This is a genomic window from Bradyrhizobium ottawaense, assembly GCF_900099825.1.
Lineage (GTDB): Bacteria > Pseudomonadota > Alphaproteobacteria > Rhizobiales > Xanthobacteraceae > Bradyrhizobium > Bradyrhizobium ottawaense_A.
On record NZ_LT629693.1, the window covers coordinates 3,839,177 to 3,857,500 of the forward strand.

19 protein-coding genes are annotated in these 18,324 nt (G+C 64.5%); 12 read left to right on the top strand and 7 right to left on the bottom strand.

Annotation, left to right across the window (positions count from 1 at the left end; all coding sequences use genetic code 11):
- Positions 1-87 precede the first annotated feature (87 nt).
- On the top strand, positions 88-1,335 hold the full coding sequence (locus BLR13_RS17920; RefSeq protein WP_074821075.1) for a penicillin-binding protein activator: 1,248 nt from the start codon (positions 88-90) through the stop codon (positions 1,333-1,335).
- 5 nt (positions 1,336-1,340) lie between these two features.
- Here the strand turns inward: BLR13_RS17920 and hemW are convergent, their stop codons facing one another.
- Genes hemW through rph form a run of 3 tightly spaced genes read right to left on the bottom strand, consistent with a single transcriptional unit; the run spans position 1,341 to position 3,848 of the window.
- Positions 1,341-2,498, bottom strand: coding sequence for a radical SAM family heme chaperone HemW (gene hemW / locus BLR13_RS17925; RefSeq protein WP_074821072.1), 1,158 nt, complete (start codon positions 2,496-2,498; stop codon positions 1,341-1,343).
- Positions 2,491-3,120: an RdgB/HAM1 family non-canonical purine NTP pyrophosphatase gene (rdgB, locus tag BLR13_RS17930; RefSeq protein ID WP_074831385.1), complete on the bottom strand. Its 630-nt coding sequence runs from the start codon at positions 3,118-3,120 to the stop codon at positions 2,491-2,493. Before rdgB ends, hemW begins: the two co-directional genes overlap by 8 nt.
- Before the next feature lie 11 nt (positions 3,121-3,131).
- Positions 3,132-3,848 carry a ribonuclease PH gene (gene rph, locus BLR13_RS17935; protein ID WP_074821068.1) on the bottom strand — a complete coding sequence of 239 codons (717 nt, stop codon included), beginning with the start codon at positions 3,846-3,848 and terminating at the stop codon, positions 3,132-3,134.
- Positions 3,849-4,105: 257 nt separating this feature from the next.
- Between rph and hrcA the strand changes: the two genes are divergently transcribed.
- Positions 4,106-5,194: a heat-inducible transcriptional repressor HrcA gene (hrcA, locus tag BLR13_RS17940; RefSeq protein WP_074821065.1), complete on the top strand. Its 1,089-nt coding sequence runs from the start codon at positions 4,106-4,108 to the stop codon at positions 5,192-5,194.
- Between the two features lie 98 nt (positions 5,195-5,292).
- Positions 5,293-5,916, top strand: a complete 624-nt coding sequence (gene grpE / locus BLR13_RS17945; protein ID WP_074821062.1) for a nucleotide exchange factor GrpE — start codon at positions 5,293-5,295, stop codon at positions 5,914-5,916.
- Here the strand turns inward: grpE and pncA are convergent.
- Together pncA and BLR13_RS17955 are read right to left on the bottom strand one after the other, a co-directional pair.
- Positions 5,913-6,638 (bottom strand): bifunctional nicotinamidase/pyrazinamidase, encoded by a 726-nt coding sequence (gene pncA / locus BLR13_RS17950; RefSeq protein WP_091977530.1) that lies wholly within the window; start codon positions 6,636-6,638, stop codon positions 5,913-5,915. The two genes, grpE and pncA, sit on opposite strands and share 4 nt — an antisense overlap.
- A 95-nt stretch (positions 6,639-6,733) precedes the next feature.
- Positions 6,734-7,672 carry a hypothetical protein gene (locus BLR13_RS17955; protein ID WP_074821057.1) on the bottom strand — a complete coding sequence of 313 codons (939 nt, stop codon included), beginning with the start codon at positions 7,670-7,672 and terminating at the stop codon, positions 6,734-6,736.
- 413 nt (positions 7,673-8,085) lie between these two features.
- On the opposite strand from BLR13_RS17955, the gene hisC reads away from it, so the two are divergent.
- The 9 genes from hisC (at position 8,086) to BLR13_RS18000 (ending at position 16,709) form a co-directional block, all read left to right on the top strand.
- Positions 8,086-9,162 carry a histidinol-phosphate transaminase gene (gene hisC, locus BLR13_RS17960; protein WP_074821055.1) on the top strand — a complete coding sequence of 359 codons (1,077 nt, stop codon included), beginning with the start codon at positions 8,086-8,088 and terminating at the stop codon, positions 9,160-9,162.
- A gap of 281 nt (positions 9,163-9,443) precedes the next feature.
- A complete protein-coding gene (gene dnaK / locus BLR13_RS17965) occupies positions 9,444-11,354 on the top strand; it encodes a molecular chaperone DnaK (RefSeq protein ID WP_074821053.1) in 1,911 nt (636 codons plus the stop codon).
- A 141-nt stretch (positions 11,355-11,495) separates the two neighbouring features.
- Entirely contained in the window at positions 11,496-12,638 is a 1,143-nt protein-coding gene (gene dnaJ / locus BLR13_RS17970; RefSeq protein WP_074821050.1) for a molecular chaperone DnaJ, read from the top strand.
- A gap of 212 nt (positions 12,639-12,850) precedes the next feature.
- Positions 12,851-13,459 (top strand): class I SAM-dependent methyltransferase, encoded by a 609-nt coding sequence (locus BLR13_RS17975; RefSeq protein WP_074821047.1) that lies wholly within the window; start codon positions 12,851-12,853, stop codon positions 13,457-13,459.
- 51 nt (positions 13,460-13,510) lie between these two features.
- On the top strand, positions 13,511-14,089 hold the full coding sequence (locus BLR13_RS17980) for an NADPH-dependent FMN reductase (RefSeq protein ID WP_074821044.1): 579 nt from the start codon (positions 13,511-13,513) through the stop codon (positions 14,087-14,089).
- Between the two features lie 6 nt (positions 14,090-14,095).
- Positions 14,096-14,806, top strand: a complete 711-nt coding sequence (pyrF, locus tag BLR13_RS17985) for an orotidine-5'-phosphate decarboxylase (protein WP_074821041.1) — start codon at positions 14,096-14,098, stop codon at positions 14,804-14,806.
- Positions 14,807-14,860: 54 nt separating this feature from the next.
- Positions 14,861-15,163, top strand: coding sequence for a DUF1330 domain-containing protein (locus BLR13_RS17990; protein ID WP_074821036.1), 303 nt, complete (start codon positions 14,861-14,863; stop codon positions 15,161-15,163).
- 63 nt (positions 15,164-15,226) lie between these two features.
- Entirely contained in the window at positions 15,227-16,042 is an 816-nt protein-coding gene (gene dapB / locus BLR13_RS17995) for a 4-hydroxy-tetrahydrodipicolinate reductase (RefSeq protein ID WP_074821033.1), read from the top strand.
- Between the two features lie 43 nt (positions 16,043-16,085).
- Positions 16,086-16,709, top strand: a complete 624-nt coding sequence (locus BLR13_RS18000) for a 2,3-bisphosphoglycerate-dependent phosphoglycerate mutase (RefSeq protein WP_074821031.1) — start codon at positions 16,086-16,088, stop codon at positions 16,707-16,709.
- 118 nt (positions 16,710-16,827) lie between these two features.
- Here the strand turns inward: BLR13_RS18000 and BLR13_RS18005 are convergent, their stop codons facing one another.
- Both BLR13_RS18005 and BLR13_RS18010 read right to left on the bottom strand, forming a co-directional pair.
- Entirely contained in the window at positions 16,828-17,724 is an 897-nt protein-coding gene (locus BLR13_RS18005) for a methylated-DNA--[protein]-cysteine S-methyltransferase (RefSeq protein WP_074821029.1), read from the bottom strand.
- A gap of 56 nt (positions 17,725-17,780) precedes the next feature.
- On the bottom strand, positions 17,781-18,302 hold the full coding sequence (locus tag BLR13_RS18010) for a DUF2244 domain-containing protein (protein WP_074821027.1): 522 nt from the start codon (positions 18,300-18,302) through the stop codon (positions 17,781-17,783).
- Between the last annotated feature and the right edge of the window lie 22 nt (positions 18,303-18,324).

An 18,324-nucleotide genomic window follows, 5' to 3' on the forward strand; every position in this document is an offset into this window, starting at 1 on the left:
AACCATTCGCCGACAATATGGCTGAATCCACCTCTGACTTCAGGGTGGTTTCCTGGCCGATCCTGGTCGGTCAAGAGAAGAGACACGATGGTAGGGCCGCTCAATCGCAAGCCTGGATCTTCGGATCCCAAGCCTTCCGATCCCAAGCCGTCAGGCGCGACACGGCGGACGGCGGTCGGCCTTATTCTCGGCGCGCCGCTGCTCGGCGCCTGCGCCGGCGTACAGCAATCGCTCAGCCAGTTTTCCAATCCGTTCAGCTCGTCGCAGCCGGACGCCGGTCCGGCCGGCCCGCAGCAGCAGCCGCTGTCGGTCGGCAACGGCCAGGTCAAGGTCGGCCTGATCCTGCCGCTGTCGGCGGCGGGCAATGCCGGCGTCGCAGCGCAATCGATGAAGAACGCGGCCGAGATGGCGCTGGCCGAATTTCAGAACCCGAACGTCCAGCTCCTGATCAAGGATGACGGCGGCAGTCCGCAAGGCGCGCAGCAAGGCACCCAGCAGGCGCTCGGCGAGGGCGCCGAAATCATTCTGGGTCCGCTGTTCGCGGCCTCGGTTCCCGCGACCGCGCAATTGACGCGCACGCGCGGCACGTCGGTCATTGCGTTCTCGACCGATTCCAGCGTGGCCGGTCGCGGTGTCTATCTGCTGAGTTTTCTGCCCGAGTCCGACGTCAACCGGATCATCGATTACGCCGCCGGCACCGGCAAGCGCTCGTTCGCGGCGCTGGTGCCTGACAACGCCTATGGCAATGTGGTGGAAGCCGCCTTCAAGCAGGCGGTCGGCCGCAAGGGCGGGCGCGTCATTGCGTTCGAGAAATACACCGGCGATCGTTCGGCCGCGGTGCGGACGGTGGCGGCGGCACTCGGCTCGGCCGATGCGCTGATGATCGCCGACGACGGCGATTCCGTGGTGGCGACCGCGGATGCGCTGACGGCGGCGGGCGCGAACTTGCGCAACATCCAGTTGCTCGGCACCGGGCTGTGGGACAATCCGCGCGTGTTCGCCAGCCCCGCACTTCAGGGCGGGCTTTATGCCGCGCCGGATCCGTCGGGCTTTCGCAGTTTCGCCGGCCGCTACCGCAGCAAATACGGCGGCGAGCCGGTGCGCACCGCAACCCTGGCGTACGACGCGGTGGCGCTGGTCGCGGCCTTGGCGCGCACCCAGGGCGCGCAACGCTTCGCGCCGGAAACGCTGACCAACGCGTCGGGTTTCGCAGGGATCGACGGGCTGTTTCGATTCCGCTCCGACGGCACCAACGAACGCGGCCTTGCGGTGATGAAGGTCGCGACCGGCGGCGGCGTCGCGGTTGCGGGCTCGCCGAAGAGTTTTGGGGCGTAAAAAATCTACGCAGCCAAATCCGCGACCACCGCATCCAGCACCGGAAATCCGGACTGCGTCACGCGCAGGCGGCCGTCGGCGTCGACAATGATGGCGCCTTCGTCGCGCAGGATGGCAATGCGTCCTGGATCGAGCGTGCGGCCGGACAGCGCCGCGTAGCGCTTGGGATCAATGCCCTCGGCGAGCCGCAATCCCATCAGCAAAAATTCGTCGGCGCGCTCCTCGCTGTTGAGGAGATCGTCGGTCGTGACGCCGTGGCCGTTGGCCTCGACGCGCATCAGCCACGCCTCGGGACGCTTTTCGGTCGCGATGGCGTGCCTGACACCGTTGATGTCGAGGCGGCCGTGGGCGCCGGGACCGACGCCGGCATATTCCTCGCCGCGCCAGTAGACCAGGTTGTGCTTGCACTCGGCGCCCGTCCGGGCGTGGTTGGAAATCTCGTACGAAGGCAGACCGTGCGCCGCGCAGACCTCCTGCGTCACGTCATACAGCGCGCGCGAAACCGCTTCATCCGGCGTCTTCAATTTGCCAGCGGCGTGCAGGCCGAAGAATGGCGTGCCTTCCTCGATCGTGAGCTGGTACAGCGACAGATGTTCGGCGGCTTCCGAAATCGCCAGCTTCAATTCGGCGGCCCACATCTGCGGGGTCTGGTCGGGGCGGGCGTAGATCAAATCGAACGAGTAGCGGTCGAATGCGGTGCGCGCGATCGCGACCGCATCCAGCGCTTCGCGCGCCGTATGCAGCCGGCCCAAGGCTTTCAATGACGCATCATCCAGCGCCTGCACGCCGAGCGAGACGCGGTTGACGCCGGCGGTGCGATAGCCGCGAAACCGTGTCGCCTCCACGCTGGTCGGATTGGCCTCGAGCGTCACTTCGACGTCGGGCGCGACCTGCCAGTGTTTTCCGATCGCATCGAGAATGGCGCCGACCGTCTGCGGCTGCATCAGCGACGGCGTGCCGCCGCCGAGAAAGATCGACGACACCGTGCGCCCCGGCACCCGCGCGGCGGTGGTTTCGATCTCGCGCGCAAAGGCGCTGGCAAAGCGCGCTTCGTCGATCGGGGCGTGGCGGACATGGCTGTTGAAATCGCAATACGGGCATTTCGACAGGCAGAACGGCCAGTGCACGTAAACGCCGAATGCTTGCCGGTTGCCGTCAGTCAAGGCAGATCTCCGCCAGTTTGACGAAAGCGCGGGCGCGGTGCGACAGGCCGAGGCCGAGCGGTGGCAGGCCGTGCTTCTCGATCGAGGTCATCTCGCCGAAGGTGCGGGTATGTCCATCGGGCTGGAACGCCGGATCGTAGCCGAAGCCGGCCGTGCCGCGCGGTGGCCACACCAGAATTCCGTCGGCGCGCGCCTCGACTTCTTCGAGATGATCGTCGGGCCAGGCCACGCACAATGCCGAGACGAAATGCGCTCTTCGCTTGTCTGACGTGGTGGCGCCGCGCTCCTGCAGCAGGCGTTCGATCCGCGTCATCGCGGCGGTGAAATCCTTGGTCTCGCCGGCCCAGCGCGCCGAGTAGATCCCGGGCGCGCCGTCGAGCGCCTCGACCACGAGACCGGAATCGTCGGCGAAGGAAGGAAGCCCCGAGGCCTTCGCCGCCGCGATCGCCTTGATCGCGGCGTTGGCGCGAAAGGTGTCGCCGGTCTCTTCGGGCTCGCCGAGCCCGAGCTCGCCCGCGGAAATCGCCTCGACGCCATGCGGTGACAGCAATTCCCGCATCTCGGCGAGCTTGCCGGGATTATGGGTTGCGATCACGAGCCGGTCGGTGATTCGACGGTGCATGATCAATCAGACTACGCGACGGCCAGTTTCTGCAAGTCCACCAGACGCGCGACACCCTTGCGCGCCAGTTCCATCAGCGCCAGGAACTCGTCCTGCGAGAACGGCGTCTTCTCGGCGGTGCCCTGCACCTCGATGATGCGGCCGTCGCCGGTCATGACGAAATTGGCGTCGGTATCGGCCTCGGAGTCCTCGGCATAGTCGAGATCGAGTACCGGGGTGCCCTGATAGATGCCGCAGGAGATCGCCGCGACATTGTCGCGCAGCACGTTGTTGGCCTTGATCATGTTGCGGTTCTTCATCCAGGCGATGCAGTCGGCCAGCGCCACCCAGGCGCCGGTAATCGAGGCGGTGCGGGTGCCGCCGTCGGCCTGGATGACGTCGCAATCGACGGTGATCTGGCGCTCGCCGAGCGCTTCGAGGTCGACCGCGGCGCGCAGCGAGCGGCCGATCAGGCGCTGAATTTCGACAGTGCGGCCGCCTTGTTTACCGGCGGCGGCCTCGCGGCGGGTGCGTTCCAGGGTGGCGCGCGGCAGCATGCCGTATTCGGCCGTGACCCAGCCGCGGCCCTGACCCTTCAGCCAGGGCGGCAGCCGCTCTTCCAGCGTCGCGGTGACCAGCACATGGGTGTCGCCGAATTTCACCATGCAGGAACCTTCGGCATATTTGACCACGCCGCGTTCCAGCGACACGGGACGCAGCTCATCGGGCGCACGGCGGCTTGGCCGCATGGGGGAATCCTTTCGAAAATCAGGCAAATCTCGGTTGCGGTGCTTGTAGGAGGGGGCGCGCGCAGCGGCAAGGCTTTTTGCCCCTGTTTCCGGCCATAGAGCCTCGATTCCCAGGAATCAGAACCGAGGCTCTATCTTTTTGGTTTGACGCGTTTTTTTCACGCGAACCGGCGGCCACTTCGCTTGAAAACGCTATACTACGCGCTTGTCATTGGCCCCCCGGATGGACAGATTAGGGGGGCTGGGAGGAGTAAATATTGGCCCACCACGATCCGATTGGCCTGATCGCGCCGAATGCGGGGCTCGCCCAGCTCAACGAGCGTTCGCGCGACATTTTTCGTCAAATCGTCGAGAGTTATCTCGCGACCGGCGAACCCGTCGGCTCGCGCAACCTCTCGCGCCTGATCGCGGTGCCGCTGTCGCCGGCCTCGGTGCGCAACGTGATGTCCGACCTCGAACAGCTCGGCCTGATCTACGCGCCGCATACCTCGGCTGGCCGGCTTCCGACCGAACTTGGCCTGCGGTTCTTCGTCGACGCCCTGATGCAGATCGGCGATCTCACCGAAGCCGAGCGGTCGTCGATCCAGACCCAGCTTGCCGCCGTCGGCCGCGCGCAGTCGGTCGAGGCCGCCCTTGGCGAAGCCCTGACGCGGTTGTCCGGCCTGACCCGGGCGGCGGCCGTGGTGCTGACCGCCAAATCCAATTCGCGGCTGAAACATATCGAATTCGTGCGGCTGGAGCCGGAACGCGCGCTGGTGGTGCTGGTCGGCGAGGACGGCCAGGTCGAAAACCGCGTCCTGACCCTGCCGCCCGGCGTTCCCTCTTCGGCACTGACGGAGGCGACCAATTTTCTTAACTCGCGGATTCGTGGGCGAACGCTCGCCGAAGCGCGGCTGGAACTTGAAACCGCGCTGACGCAGAGCCGCACCGAACTCGATCAACTGACGCAGAAGGTGATCGCGGCCGGCATCGCCAGCTGGTCCGGCGGTGAAACCGAGGACCGGCAACTGATCGTGCGCGGCCACGCCAATCTGCTGGAAGACCTGCATGCGCTGGAAGATCTCGAGCGCGTCAAATCGCTGTTCGACGATCTCGAGACCAAGCGCGGCGTCATCGACCTGCTCGGCCGGGCGGAACGCGCCGAAGGCGTGCGGATTTTCATCGGGTCGGAGAACAAGCTGTTCTCGCTGTCCGGTTCCTCCACCATCATCGCGCCCTACAGCGACGCCTCGGGGCGCATCGTCGGCGTTCTCGGTGTGATCGGGCCGACCCGGCTGAACTATGCCCGGGTAATTCCGACGGTGGATTATGCGGCCCGGATCGTCAGCCGGATGCTGGGCGGCTGATCCAGCCCCGATTAGGGTTGATTTTCGCCGCCTAAAGCACGATATCCCCGGCAGCAAATCCCCATTCGACCAGATGCGTTTTTTGAGAAGGCAGCCTTATGACCGATCCTAACCGGCCGAATGACGACGCGGCGAAAGCGGCTCCGACCGGCGAGCCCGTGGTCTCGAAACCCTACATCATGCCGGACGATCCCGAGGAAGGGTCGGTCGAGGCGCTGACCAAGGAACTGGCCAAGGAACTGGCTGATGCGCGCGACAAGACGCTGCGCACGCTGGCGGAGATGGAAAACCTGCGCCAGCGCACCCGGCGCGAGGTCGCCGATTCCAAAACCTACGGCATCACCGGTTTCGCGCGCGACATTCTCGATATCGCCGACAATCTGCAGCGCGCGCTCGATGCGATCCCGGTCGAGGCCAAGGAGACCGCCGATCCCGGCATCAAGGCCTTCATCGAAGGCGTCGAACTGACCGAACGCTCGCTGCTCAACACGCTGGAAAAGAACGGCGTCAAGAAGTTCGATCCGTCGGGCCAGAAGTTCGACCCGAATTTCCAGCAGGCGATGTACGAGGTGCCCGATGCCTCGGTTCCGGCGGGGACGGTGGTTCAGGTGGTGCAGGCCGGCTTCATGATCGGCGAGCGCGTGCTGCGTCCGGCGCTGGTCGGCGTGTCCAAGGGCGGCGCCAAGGCGGCGCCGTCCACCGCTCCCTCCGAGCAAGACTAAGCCGCGATATCCGCGGACTGGATGCGCTTGACGCCGGCCTTGGCCATATCGGCCCAGGCTTTGGCGAGCGAGCCCTGGGCGTCGATGCCGCGGCAGGCGTCTTCGACCACATAGGTCTCGAAACCGGCCTTGCGCGCATCGAGTGCGGTCCATGCCACGCAGAAATCGGTGGCAAGGCCTGCCACGAACAGGCGCTTGACCTTGCGCGCCTTCAGGTAGGCCGCGAGGCCAGTCGTGGTCTTGCCGTCGGCCTCGGTGAACGCCGAATAGCTGTCGACGTCCTTGTGAAAACCCTTGCGGATGATCAGCGCGGCCTGCGGCACCGCGAGATCCTTTGACAGCGACGCGCCGTCGGTTCCCTGCACGCAGTGATCGGGCCACAGTACCTGCTTGCCGTAGGGGAGGTCGACGGTTTCGAACGGCTTCTTGCCCGCATGGGATGAGGCGAACGAGATGTGGCCCGCGGTGTGCCAGTCCTGCGTCATGACAACGTTGGCAAAGCCCTTGGCGATGCGGTTGATGACGGGCACGACCTGATCGCCGTCCTTCACCGCGAGGCTGCCGCCCGGCAGGAAACAGTTCTGCACGTCGATCACCAGCAGCGCCGAGGCGTCATCAGGCTTGATCGCAGCAGCCTGGAGCGCGCGCGGGAAAACCGTCGCCATTACGGCCGTGCCGGCGATGGTGCCTAGCCCTGCGAGAATTTGCCAGCGATCCAATATTCGGTCGAACATGGTGCATCTCCCTGTCAAAGACAGGCGTCAGCAAATCAGGTCGCCGGGAAAGCGTAAAGCAGCTTTACGCGGCGACACGCCGATCAGCCGCGTGGCTGAATGCCGTCACGGACGGCGCGGAAGCGCGGAAACGCCTTGGTCCAGTCGTCGCGCGGCGAACTGCCGATGATGCGCAGCGACGATTGGGCGCCGAACCGCAGCCACTGCACGACCGTAACCGGCGTGTTGTCCTTGCCGCTGATGGCGTCGATACGCGTCTCGTAGCCGGCCTGGCCGTCGATGCGCACCGGTTCGGACATCGTGATCCTGGCGTCGCGTACGCCGGGAATGGTGGTTGCGATCTGTTGGGCAATTCGGCCGCGATCGTCGGGTGAGGCTGCCGTGGAGCTGATCAGGCCGATGATCATGAAGGGCGCGCTTTCGAAGCCGGCCTTTTCGTCGCTGTCGGCGAGAATGATGGCTGCACCAGGCGCCAGCGTGCGGACATTCTTGAAATTGCTGAGCTCGCTCATGTTGAATGGCATCGTCCCGATCTGCTCCTCGACCGGAACCTCGTTGCGGATCACGGCGGAAGCAAACATCTGGCGCACGGCTTCGTCGGTGTAGATCTTCGAGGCATTTTCAGGCACCTGCACCGCGACGTAGCCGGAGAAGGTCGGGCCGGGCAGGATCATCGAATAGCGCCGCACATTGGTTGCGCCTTCCTTGGCGTTTTCCGCCGTGTAGTAGGCCAGTCCCGCCGCAGTTTCGATGCTCTCCGGCTTGATGCCGCCGGTGCCGCCGGGGTTCGCCTTGAAGGCATTGGAGACCTCGCCGTAAGCTTCGGCGGGCAGGTCCGCCATCAACACCTTGACCCCGTGATCCTCGGTCTCGAACCCGACAAAGGCTTTGGCCTTGACGAGGCCGACCAGCGGCGTGAGGCCGACCCTGGCGCCCGGCGCGAACACCGGGTCCGCCGCGCGCGCGGAACAGGTGGCGGCAACAACGAGGGCAAGCGCAGCGAAGTATCGAAGTGGCTTCATGGAGGATCTACCGGGTTTGCATTGAGGCCGTTCAATGGTCGGCCGGTGCATTAAGGCCGTGGCGGCCTCGGTTCAGTCGGCCTGCTTTTAGCGGTTTTGATGTCCGTGCAACAGGGCCGGGGCTGGCGGATCCGTAGGCAGCGGCGTTTGGGTCGACGAGCCCCCGGCGGCAACATGAACGGACCGGGCGGCGGCAAAATCAGCCCGGCAGGGACCGGCCGGCAAAAGTTTTTGCAGTGTTCCGGATTGTTCCGATTTCGATAGTTTGTTCAGTGTGTTATCGCCTGTGCCGCGCGATCGGTGAGGGACGCTTTCTCTTCCCTCATGAGCCCGCTTGCCGTCATACTGGAACCCGGAGCGCACCGCTTCCTGCCGCCGCCGCGCGGCCGCCTTAACGAGATCTGGACCGAGAGATGAGCCGCTACTGGAGCAGTTTGACGCACGGCCTGACGCCCTACGTACCCGGCGAACAGCCGCGCATGACGGAACTGGTCAAGCTCAACACCAATGAAAATCCGATCGGTCCTTCGCCGCGCGCGCTGGAAGCGATCCGCAACGAGGCCACCGATGCGTTACGCCTGTATCCGGACCCGCAGGCGAATGCGCTGCGGGCGGCGCTGGCCAGGTATCACCAGGTGCGACCCGAACAGGTGTTTGTCGGCAACGGTTCCGACGAGGTGCTGGCGCACGCTTTCGCAGCACTGCTGAAACACGACGCGCCGCTGCTGTTCCCGGATATCACCTACAGTTTCTACCCGGTCTATTGCCGCCTGTTCGGGATCGCTTACGAAGCGGTGCCGCTCGACGAGAAGATGCACATCCGCATTGCCGATTATCAAAGGCCCGCCGGCGCGCTGATTGTGCCCAATCCGAACGCGCCGACCGGGATCGCGCTGTCGCGGGCCGAGATCGCAACGTTGCTGGCGCAACATCCGGACGCTCCCGTGGTGATCGACGAGGCCTATGTCGATTTCGGCGCCGAAACCGCTATACCGCTGGTCGCCTCGCACCCCAATCTTCTGGTCGTTCAAACCATGTCGAAGTCGCGGGCGCTGGCCGGACTTCGGATCGGCTATGCGATCGGCGATGCCGACCTGATCGAGGCGCTCAACCGGGTCAAGGACAGCTTCAATTCCTATCCGCTTGGCCGGCCCGTTCAGGCCGGCGCCATCGCCTCGCTGGAAGACGAGGGTTACTTTCAACAGGCCCGCGCGCGCGTCATCGAAGGCCGGGGACGGCTGAATCGCGGACTGGTGCGGCTTGGCTTCGACGTGCTGCCGTCCTCCGCCAACTTCGTCTTCGCACGTCATCCAGCCCATGCAGGCGCGGCGCTGGCCGCAGCCCTGCGCCAGCGGGCGGTGATCGTCCGCCATTTTTCGGCGCCGCGTATTGCCGACTATCTGCGCATTACCGTGGGCAGCGATGGGCAGATCGACCGGCTGTTGTCGGCACTCTCGGAGATCCTGGGCAGCAAGCCGGCCGCGGCCTGACGGCCGTTGTTCGTGGTCCGTTCGACCAAGGCGCGGCCGCAAACATTACCGACCTCTTAACGTGGCCTTGGGCTGAACCTGCCTGCACCCTGAGTTGACACAATCTTTCAAACGTCAGTCTTTTCAGGCCCCAAGGTTGCGTTCAGTCCTTGCAGGCCCAACCCCCCCTCCTATATGAGGCTCACCGTCGCAATATCGCGAGTATTTGATAGTTGGGGGTTCGGTTAGGTGCGCCGCTCAGGGCCCAGCCAACCTGCCGCAAAAAGAAGGGTATGAGGACCATGGGAAAGGTCATTGGGATCGATCTCGGCACCACGAATTCGTGCGTCGCCGTAATGGATGGCAAGACTGCGAAAGTCATCGAGAACGCCGAGGGCATGCGCACGACGCCGTCGATTGTTGCTTTTACCGACGATGGCGAGCGCCTCGTCGGCCAGCCGGCCAAGCGCCAGGCGGTGACCAATCCCGAGCGTACCTTCTTTGCGGTCAAGCGCCTCGTCGGCCGCCGCTATGACGACCCGATGGTCGAGAAGGACAAGAAGCTCGTCCCCTACAAGATCGTCAAGGCATCGAACGGCGACGCCTGGGTCGAAGCCGACGGCAAGACCTATTCGCCCTCGCAGGTCTCCGCTTTCATTCTGCAGAAGATGAAAGAGACCGCCGAAGCCCATCTCGGCCAGAAGGTCGAGCAGGCCGTCATCACGGTTCCCGCCTATTTCAACGACGCCCAGCGTCAGGCCACCAAGGACGCCGGCAAGATCGCCGGCCTTGAAGTGCTGCGCATCATCAACGAGCCGACCGCGGCCGCGCTCGCTTACGGTCTCGACAAGACGAAGACCGGCACCATCGCGGTGTACGATCTCGGCGGCGGCACCTTCGACGTTTCGGTTCTGGAAATCGGCGACGGCGTGTTCGAGGTGAAGTCCACCAACGGCGACACCTTCCTCGGTGGTGAGGACTTCGACATGCGGCTGGTCGGCTATCTGGCCGATGAGTTCCAGAAGGAGCAGGGCATCAACCTGCGCAACGACAAGCTCGCCTTGCAGCGCCTGAAAGAGGCCGCCGAAAAGGCCAAGATCGAACTGTCCTCGACCACGCAGACCGAAATCAATTTGCCGTTCATCACGGCCGACCAGACCGGTCCGAAGCATCTGACGATGAAGCTGACCCGCTCCAAGTTCGAGGCGCTGGTCGACGATCTGATCCAGAAGACCATCGAGCCGTGCCGCAAGGCGCTGAAGGATGCAGGCCTCACCGCCGCCGAGATCGGCGAAGTGGTGCTGGTCGGCGGCATGACCCGCATGCCGAAGGTCCAGGAAGTGGTGAAGCAGTTGTTCGGCAAGGAGCCGCACAAGGGCGTCAACCCGGATGAAGTCGTGGCCATCGGTGCGGCGATCCAGGCCGGCGTGCTGCAGGGCGACGTCAAGGACGTGCTGCTGCTCGACGTGACCCCGCTCTCGCTCGGCATCGAAACGCTGGGCGGCGTGTTCACCCGCATCATCGATCGCAACACCACGATCCCGACCAAGAAGAGCCAGGTGTTCTCGACCGCCGAGGACAACCAGAACGCCGTCACCATCCGCGTCTTCCAGGGCGAGCGCGAAATGGCGGCCGACAACAAGGTGCTCGGTCAGTTCGACCTGATGGGCATTCCGCCGTCGCCGCGCGGTATGCCGCAGATCGAGGTGACGTTCGACATCGACGCCAACGGCATCGTCAACGTCTCGGCCAAGGACAAGGCGACCGGCAAGGAACAGCAGATCCGGATTCAGGCATCCGGCGGTCTGTCCGACGCCGACATCCAGAAGATGGTCAAGGACGCCGAGGCCAATGCGGCCGAGGACAAGAAGCGCCGCGAGGCCGTCGACGCCAAGAACCATGCCGACGCGCTGGTGCACTCCACCGAGAAGGCGCTGGCCGAACACGGTTCGAAGGTCGAGGAGAGCGAGCGTCGCGCCATCGAAGACGCCGTCAGCGATCTGAAGGAAGCGCTGAAGGGCGACGATGCCGAGGCCATCAAGGCCAAGACCAACACGCTGGCGCAGGCTTCGATGAAGCTGGGCGAGGCCATGTACAAGCAGCAGGCCGAGGCCGACGCGGCCAAGGACGCCGCCAAGGATGACGTGGTCGACGCGGAGTTCACCGAGGTCGACGACGACAAGGACGACAAGCACAACAAGAAGTCGGCATAAGCGGGCTATCGATCATGACCCCCACACCAAAGAGCGCGAAGCTGCGTCTCAATGGGTGGGGGTCATTTTTCTTTAAGCCGAAGGCGGCATCTTTCTTTTGAGTGTTGCTTCGGCATGAAGAACTTCAGGCGGGTTTGACTGATGTCCACGACCAAGCGCTGCTACTACGAGACCCTGGAAGTCGACCGGACCGCCGACGAGTCCAAGTTGAAGGCGGCCTTCCGCAAGCTCGCGATGAAATGGCATCCGGACAAGAATCCGGGCGATGCCTCGAGCGAAGTGAAGTTCAAGGAAATCAACGAAGCCTACGAGGTCCTGAAAGACGGCGACAAGCGCGCCGCCTATGACCGCTATGGCCATGCCGCGTTTGAGCAGGGCATGGGCGGCGGCGGGCCCGGATTCGGCGCCGGCTTCGCCTCGTCGTTTTCGGATATTTTCGAAGACCTGTTCGGCATGGCCGGGCAACGCGGTGGCCGCGGCGGTGGCGGCCGCGAGCGCGGCGCCGACCTGCGCTACAACATGGAAATCACGCTGGAAGAGGCCTTCCAGGGCAAGACCGCGCAGATCGAGATTCCGGTCTCGGTCACCTGCGAGCCCTGTTCGGGCACCGGTGCCAAGGCCGGCACCAAGCCGAAGACCTGTTCGATGTGCGGCGGGCAGGGCCGGGTACGCCAGGCCCAGGGCTTCTTCACGCTGGAGCGGACCTGCCCGACCTGCCAGGGACGCGGCCAGATGATCGAGGATGCCTGCCCCAACTGCTCAGGCTCAGGACGGGTGACGCGCGACCGCACGCTGTCGGTCAACATTCCCCAGGGCGTCGAGGACGGCACCCGCATCCGCCTCGCCGGCGAAGGCGAGGCCGGCGTCCGCGGCGGCCCGCCCGGCGACCTCTATATTTTCTTGTCGCTGTCGACCCACGAATTCTTCCAGCGCGACGGCGCCGACCTGCATTGCCGGGTTCCAATCTCGATGGTGGCGGCAGCGCTTGGCGGCGAATTCGAGGTCCCGACCATCGACAAGGGCAAGACCAAGGTCAAAGTGCCGCCGGGAACGCAGTCCGGCCGCCGTTTCCGCATTGCCTCGAAGGGCATGCCGGTACTGCGATCGCGCCAGACCGGTGACATGTACGTCCAGGTCATGGTCGAAACGCCGCAGAATCTGACCAAGAAGCAGCAGGAATTGCTGTCCGAGTTCGAAAAACTGTCATCGGGCGCAACCCAGCCGGAAGCCGCGGGCTTCTTCACCAAGGTCAAGGACTTCTTCGGCACCCGCGCCGGCTCGTAGGCTTTCGTCCCGATGCGACGGGCAGTTATGACACGGCGTCGCCATCGCGCCGAATAATTCAGGCTGCGCAGGGCTTTATTGCCGAATCGCAGGCGCTTTGTCGGAACCGGCACGTTACCGTTTGTCTTGACCATATCGGCTTCGACCTATACGTCTTTATGACTGTTTTCTGACATTCCCCCGCGTTGTTGCGGGTCCCGCCTGGTAGCGACATGCCTTTGCAATCGTCCGTGCGTGCGTTGAAGTTGAAGAAGCCTCTACGTCTCGACGACGAGGTTCGCTTCCTCCGTTCATGGATCGAGAAGCCGCTTCACATGGGCGCGGTGATGCCGTCGAGCCGGGTGCTGGCCCGGACCATGGCGCAGTATGTCGATGTCAACTCCACAGGACCGGTTGTCGAACTCGGACCCGGTACCGGTGCGATCACCAATGCGCTGATCGAGCATGGCATCGATCAAAAGCGGCTGGTGCTGGTCGAATATAATCCGGGCTTCTGCGCGCTGCTGCGCGATCGCTATCCGCAGGCCAGGGTGGTGCAGGGCGATGCCTATGCGCTCCGCACCTCGCTCGGCGGCGCGCTGGATGCGCCGGCCGCCGCGGTGGTCTCCGGCCTGCCGCTGGTCACCAAACCGATGCTGATGCGCCTGAAACTGATCCGCGACGCCTTTTCGGCGCTGGCGCCGGGCGCGCCGTTCGTGCAGTTCACCTATTCGGTCGCGCCGCCGATTCCGAAATCGCTGCCCGGCGTCACCACCGAGGCTTCCGAGCGGATCTGGATGAACCTTCCGCCCGCCCGCGTCTGGGTGTATCGCAAGCGCTAAGCTGCCGCGTATTCGCGTGGCAGGGTCTGCCCCCGAGTACGATTTCTGAAAATGTCCGCGCTGAAAATCCTCGTGATCCCGGGATCGCTACGATCAGGCTCGCTCAATGCGAAGCTGGCCGCTGTGGCTGCCCATGAACTCGCGCAGATGGGCGCCGAGGTCACGCGGATCTCGCTGTCAGATTTTCCGCTGCCGATCTATGACGGCGACCTGCAGGCGAAATCCGGGGTGCCGAAGCACGCGGTCAATCTGAAGCGGATGATCGGCGCGCATCACGGCGTGCTGATCGTGACGCCGGAATATAATTCCTCGGTGCCGGCGCTGGTCAAGAACACCATCGACTGGCTCAGCCGGGTGCAGGACACGCATGAGAGCCGCGGCGACGTCTTCAAAGGCCGCGTGTTTGCGATCGCGTCAGCCTCGGGCGGGCGGCTTGGCGGCACCCGCGCGCTGGCAGCGCTGCGGCTGATCTTGACGGCCTGCCACGCCACCGTGATTCCGAACCAGCTCGCGCTGTCGTTTGCGGACCAGGCCTATGACGAGATGGACCACCTGAAGCACGCTGCCGACAGCGAGGCGCTGAAAGCGCTGGCGCGGCAGTTGATCGACATTTCCCAACGCATGATGTGAGGTGACATGCAGCCCGCCAAGATCGCTCCCCGCGACCGCCTGATTGTGCCGCTCGATCTGCCCGGTGTTGCCGAGGCCGAAGCGATGGTGGCGCGGCTCGGCGACAGCGTGACCTTCTACAAGATCGGCTATCAGCTCGCTTATGCCGGCGGGTTGCCGCTGGTCAGCCGGCTTAGCGGCGCGGGCAAGAAGGTCTTCGTCGATCTCAAGCTGCACGATATCGGCAACACCGTCGCGCGCGGCGTCGAGAGCGTGGCGAAGCTCGGCGCGACATTCCTCACCGTGCACGCCTATCCGCAGACCATGAAGGCCGCGGTCGAGGGACGTGCCGGATCGAGTCTGAAGATCCTCGCAGTCACCGTGCTGACCTCCTACGACGACGGCGATCTCCACGCCGCCGGCTACCGGCTCAATGTCGCCGATCTGGTCGAGGCCCGCGCGCAGCAGGCGCAGGTGCTCGGCATCGACGGGCTGGTCTGCTCGCCCGAGGAAGCGGCAAGCGTGCGCAAGATCGTCGGCCACCAGATGAACCTAGTGACCCCGGGGATCCGCCCCGCAGGCGCCGATGTCGGCGACCAGAAGCGCATCATGACGCCGGCGCGGGCGATCGCGGCCGGCGCGGACTATCTGGTGGTCGGGCGGCCGATTACGGGGGCCGCCGATCCCAGGGCTGCAGCGGATGCCATCCAGGCGGAAATCGCGCAGGCGCTGGCATAGCGCTTTCGAAGAAAGCGCATCAAAAACAAACGATCAGAAGAAGGGAGCGGACAAATGGCAAAGGGATACTGGATCGCACGCGTCGACGTTCACAATGACGAAGGCTACAAACCCTACGCGCTGGCAAACCCGGGCATCTTCCAGAAATTCGGCGGGCGGTTCATCGTGCGTGGCGGCAAATTCACCGGTGCCGAGGGCGAGAGCCGTTCGCGCAACGTGGTGATCGAGTTTCCCGACTACGAGGCCGCGATGGCCTGCTATCGCTCGCCCGAATACCAGGCCAACATCAAGGTCCGGCAGCCGCATTCGATCGCCGATCTGGTCATTATCGAGGGCTATGACGGCCCGCAGCCCTGAAATACGGGGGCCTTGGTTGCCGGAACGGCCTCGCCCCGCTATAGGGCGTGAAGAGGTGAAGCCATGGCCGACATGCGTTTGATCGTTGCGGGAGCCGGCGGCCGAATGGGCCGCGCGCTGGTACGCGTTATTTCAGAGACTCCGGGCGCCGTCGTTGTCGGCGCGCTGGAAGCGCCGGGTTCGGCCTTGCTGGGCAAGGATGCCGGCGTGCTCGCCGGGCTTCCGGCCAATGGCGTGGAACTGTCGGCGGACCTGTGGAAGCTGTCGGCCAACGCCGACGCCATCATGGATTTCACCGTGCCCGCCGCCACCATCGCCAATGTCGCGATCGCCGCCGAGCGCGGCCTGGTGCACATCATCGGCACGACAGGACTTTCGGCGTCCGACATGGCTGTCATCAAGAGCGTGACGTCGCGCGCGGTGGTCGTACAGTCAGGCAATATGAGCCTCGGCGTCAACCTGCTCGCCGCGCTGGTCAAGCGGGTAGCGGCGTCGCTCGACGAGAGCTTCGACGTCGAGATCGTCGAGATGCACCACAAGGCCAAGATCGACGCGCCATCGGGCACCGCCTTCCTGCTCGGCGAGGCGGCGGCGGCGGGCCGTGGCGTCGACCTGCATACCCATTCGGCGCGCGGTCGCGACGGCCAAACCGGGGCGCGGCGATCCGGCGATATCGGCTTCGCCTCGCTGCGCGGCGGCACCGTCACCGGCGATCACAGCGTGATCTTTGCGGGGCCCATGGAGCGCATCGAACTGACGCACCGGGCCGAAGACCGCACCATGTTCGCGCAAGGCGCGGTCAAGGCCGCACTCTGGGCGCATGGCAAGAAGCCCGGCTTCTACACCATGACCGACGTGCTCGGGCTCACGGACTTCTAGACCTCAGATAACTCGTCGAAATCGAAAACGGAATTTTTTTGAAATGAGCGATCGCCTACTTGTGCTGGTGCGTCACGGCCAGAGCGACTGGAATTTGAAGAACCTGTTCACCGGCTGGAAAGACCCTGACCTCTCCGAAAAGGGCGTCGCCGAGGCCAAGGAAGCCGGCCGCAAATTAAAGGCACAAGGGCTGTCGTTCGACGTCACCTATACCTCGGTGCTGACGCGCGCGCAGCACACGCTGGACCTGATGCTGACGGAGATCGGCCAGACCGGGCTTCCGATTACCCGCGACCTTGCGCTCAACGAACGCGACTACGGCGATCTCTCCGGCCTCAACAAGGACGACGCCCGCAAGAAATGGGGCGAGGACCAGGTGCTGATCTGGCGCCGGTCCTACGACGTGCCGCCGCCCGGCGGCGAGAGCCTGAAGGATACGCTGGCGCGCACGCTGCCTTATTACGTCAAGGAAATCCTGCCCGGCGTGCTGCGCGGCGAACGCACGCTGGTCGCCGCCCACGGCAACTCGTTGCGCGCGCTGATCATGGTGCTGGAGAAGCTGACGCCGGAGCAGATCCTGAAGCGCGAACTCGCGACCGGCGCGCCGGTGATCTACCGGCTCAATGCGGACTCGACGGTGGCTTCGAAAGTCGATCTCGCGGGGTGAGTGATTGATTTTTCGTCATGGCCGGGCTTGTCCCGGCCATCCACGTCTTTCTTGCTTCGAGGCAGTAAGGACGTGGATGCCCGGCACAAGGCCGGGCATGACGACGAAAATGCTGCCTTCAATGCACTCCGACCTGTCCGGCTTCCCAGCCCAGCATCGCCTGTTTGCGGGTGATGCCCCAGTGATAGCCGGTCAGCGCGCCGCCCTTGCCGAGCGCGCGATGGCAGGGCACCACGAACGAGACCGGATTGCGTCCGACCGCGGCGCCGACGGCGCGTGAGGCCTTCGGGTTCTTGATCTTGTTGGCGATGTCGGAATAGCAGACCGCGCGGCCCATCGGGATCTTCAGCAGCGTCTCCCACACCCGCACCTCGAAATCGGTGCCGATCAGCACCACGCGGAGCGGCTGGTCCGCCCGCCACATCCGGGTGTCGAAGATGCGCTGCGCCAGACCGGACGTGCCGTCACGGTCTTCGACATAGGTCGCATTGGCCCAGCGCCGCTTCATGTCGGCGAACGCGGCCTGCTCCTCGCCGGGATCGGCAAAGGCGAGGCCCGCGAGGCCGCGGCCGCTCGCGATCACGATCGCGGTGCCGAACGGAGAGGGGTGGAATCCGTAGCGCAGCGTCATGCCGGCGCCGCCGTTCTTCCATTCGCCCGGCGACATCGCCTCATGGGTGACGAACAGATCGTGCAGCCGGCTCGGGCCCGACAGCCCGGAGTCGAGTGCGGCGTCGAGCACGCTGGCGGAATCGCGCAGCAGGCCTTTTGCGTGATCGAGCGTCAGCGCCTGCATGAACGCCTTTGGCGTCAGCCCGGCCCAGCGGCGGAACAGGTGGTGCAGTTCATCCGGCGTCACGGCGGCGGCATCGGCCATCGCCTCGATGGTCGGCTGCGCACGCCAGTGTTCCGAGATGAATGCAATGGCCCGTCGCACGGAATCGTAGTCGCGCAACGCGGCGTTCTGGGGTCCCGGTTTGGCGAGGCGGTGCTCATTCATGGCAAGGTTCATCATGCTGATCGATGTAGGACGGACAGGGCGTCCGAACCACCCGATTCCCGACAAGCATTTTACTTGACCGGGTTATAAGTGATGCCGCGCTTGGCGGTCTGCAGCGCAGCCAATAAAGCCTTGGCAAAACTGGCTTTTTCGTCGGCGCCTAAAAAATTGCCGATCGAGACGCGGCGGCCGCGGGAGACCAAGTATAGCCGCTCGATGCCGAATTCGGCATGAACTTTCTGGTCGAGCTGCACCCAGAGCGGATTGAGCACCCATTCGGCGACATGGCCGCGGTGGCTGACCCGGCGCACCCGCAATTCCGATGGCGTGACGGTGATTTCCTCGGTGGCGGCGGCGCGGCGGAAATTGACCCGGAATGCCCAGTAGATCACCAGCACGTCGAGCCCGAGAAAGCCGAGCACTGGCCAGGCGCCCATCAACAGAAACGCGATGCCGGTGGCAAAGCTGACGACGCTCAGAAACGTCATCAGCACCAGGAAGCCGGTGCGGCTCAGCGAGCGATGTGGCGTCAGCAGCGCCGAAAACAGTTCGGGCTGGTCAAGCGCCGGATCAAAGTCGTTGCTTGCGGTCATCGCGTATCAGTATACCCGGATC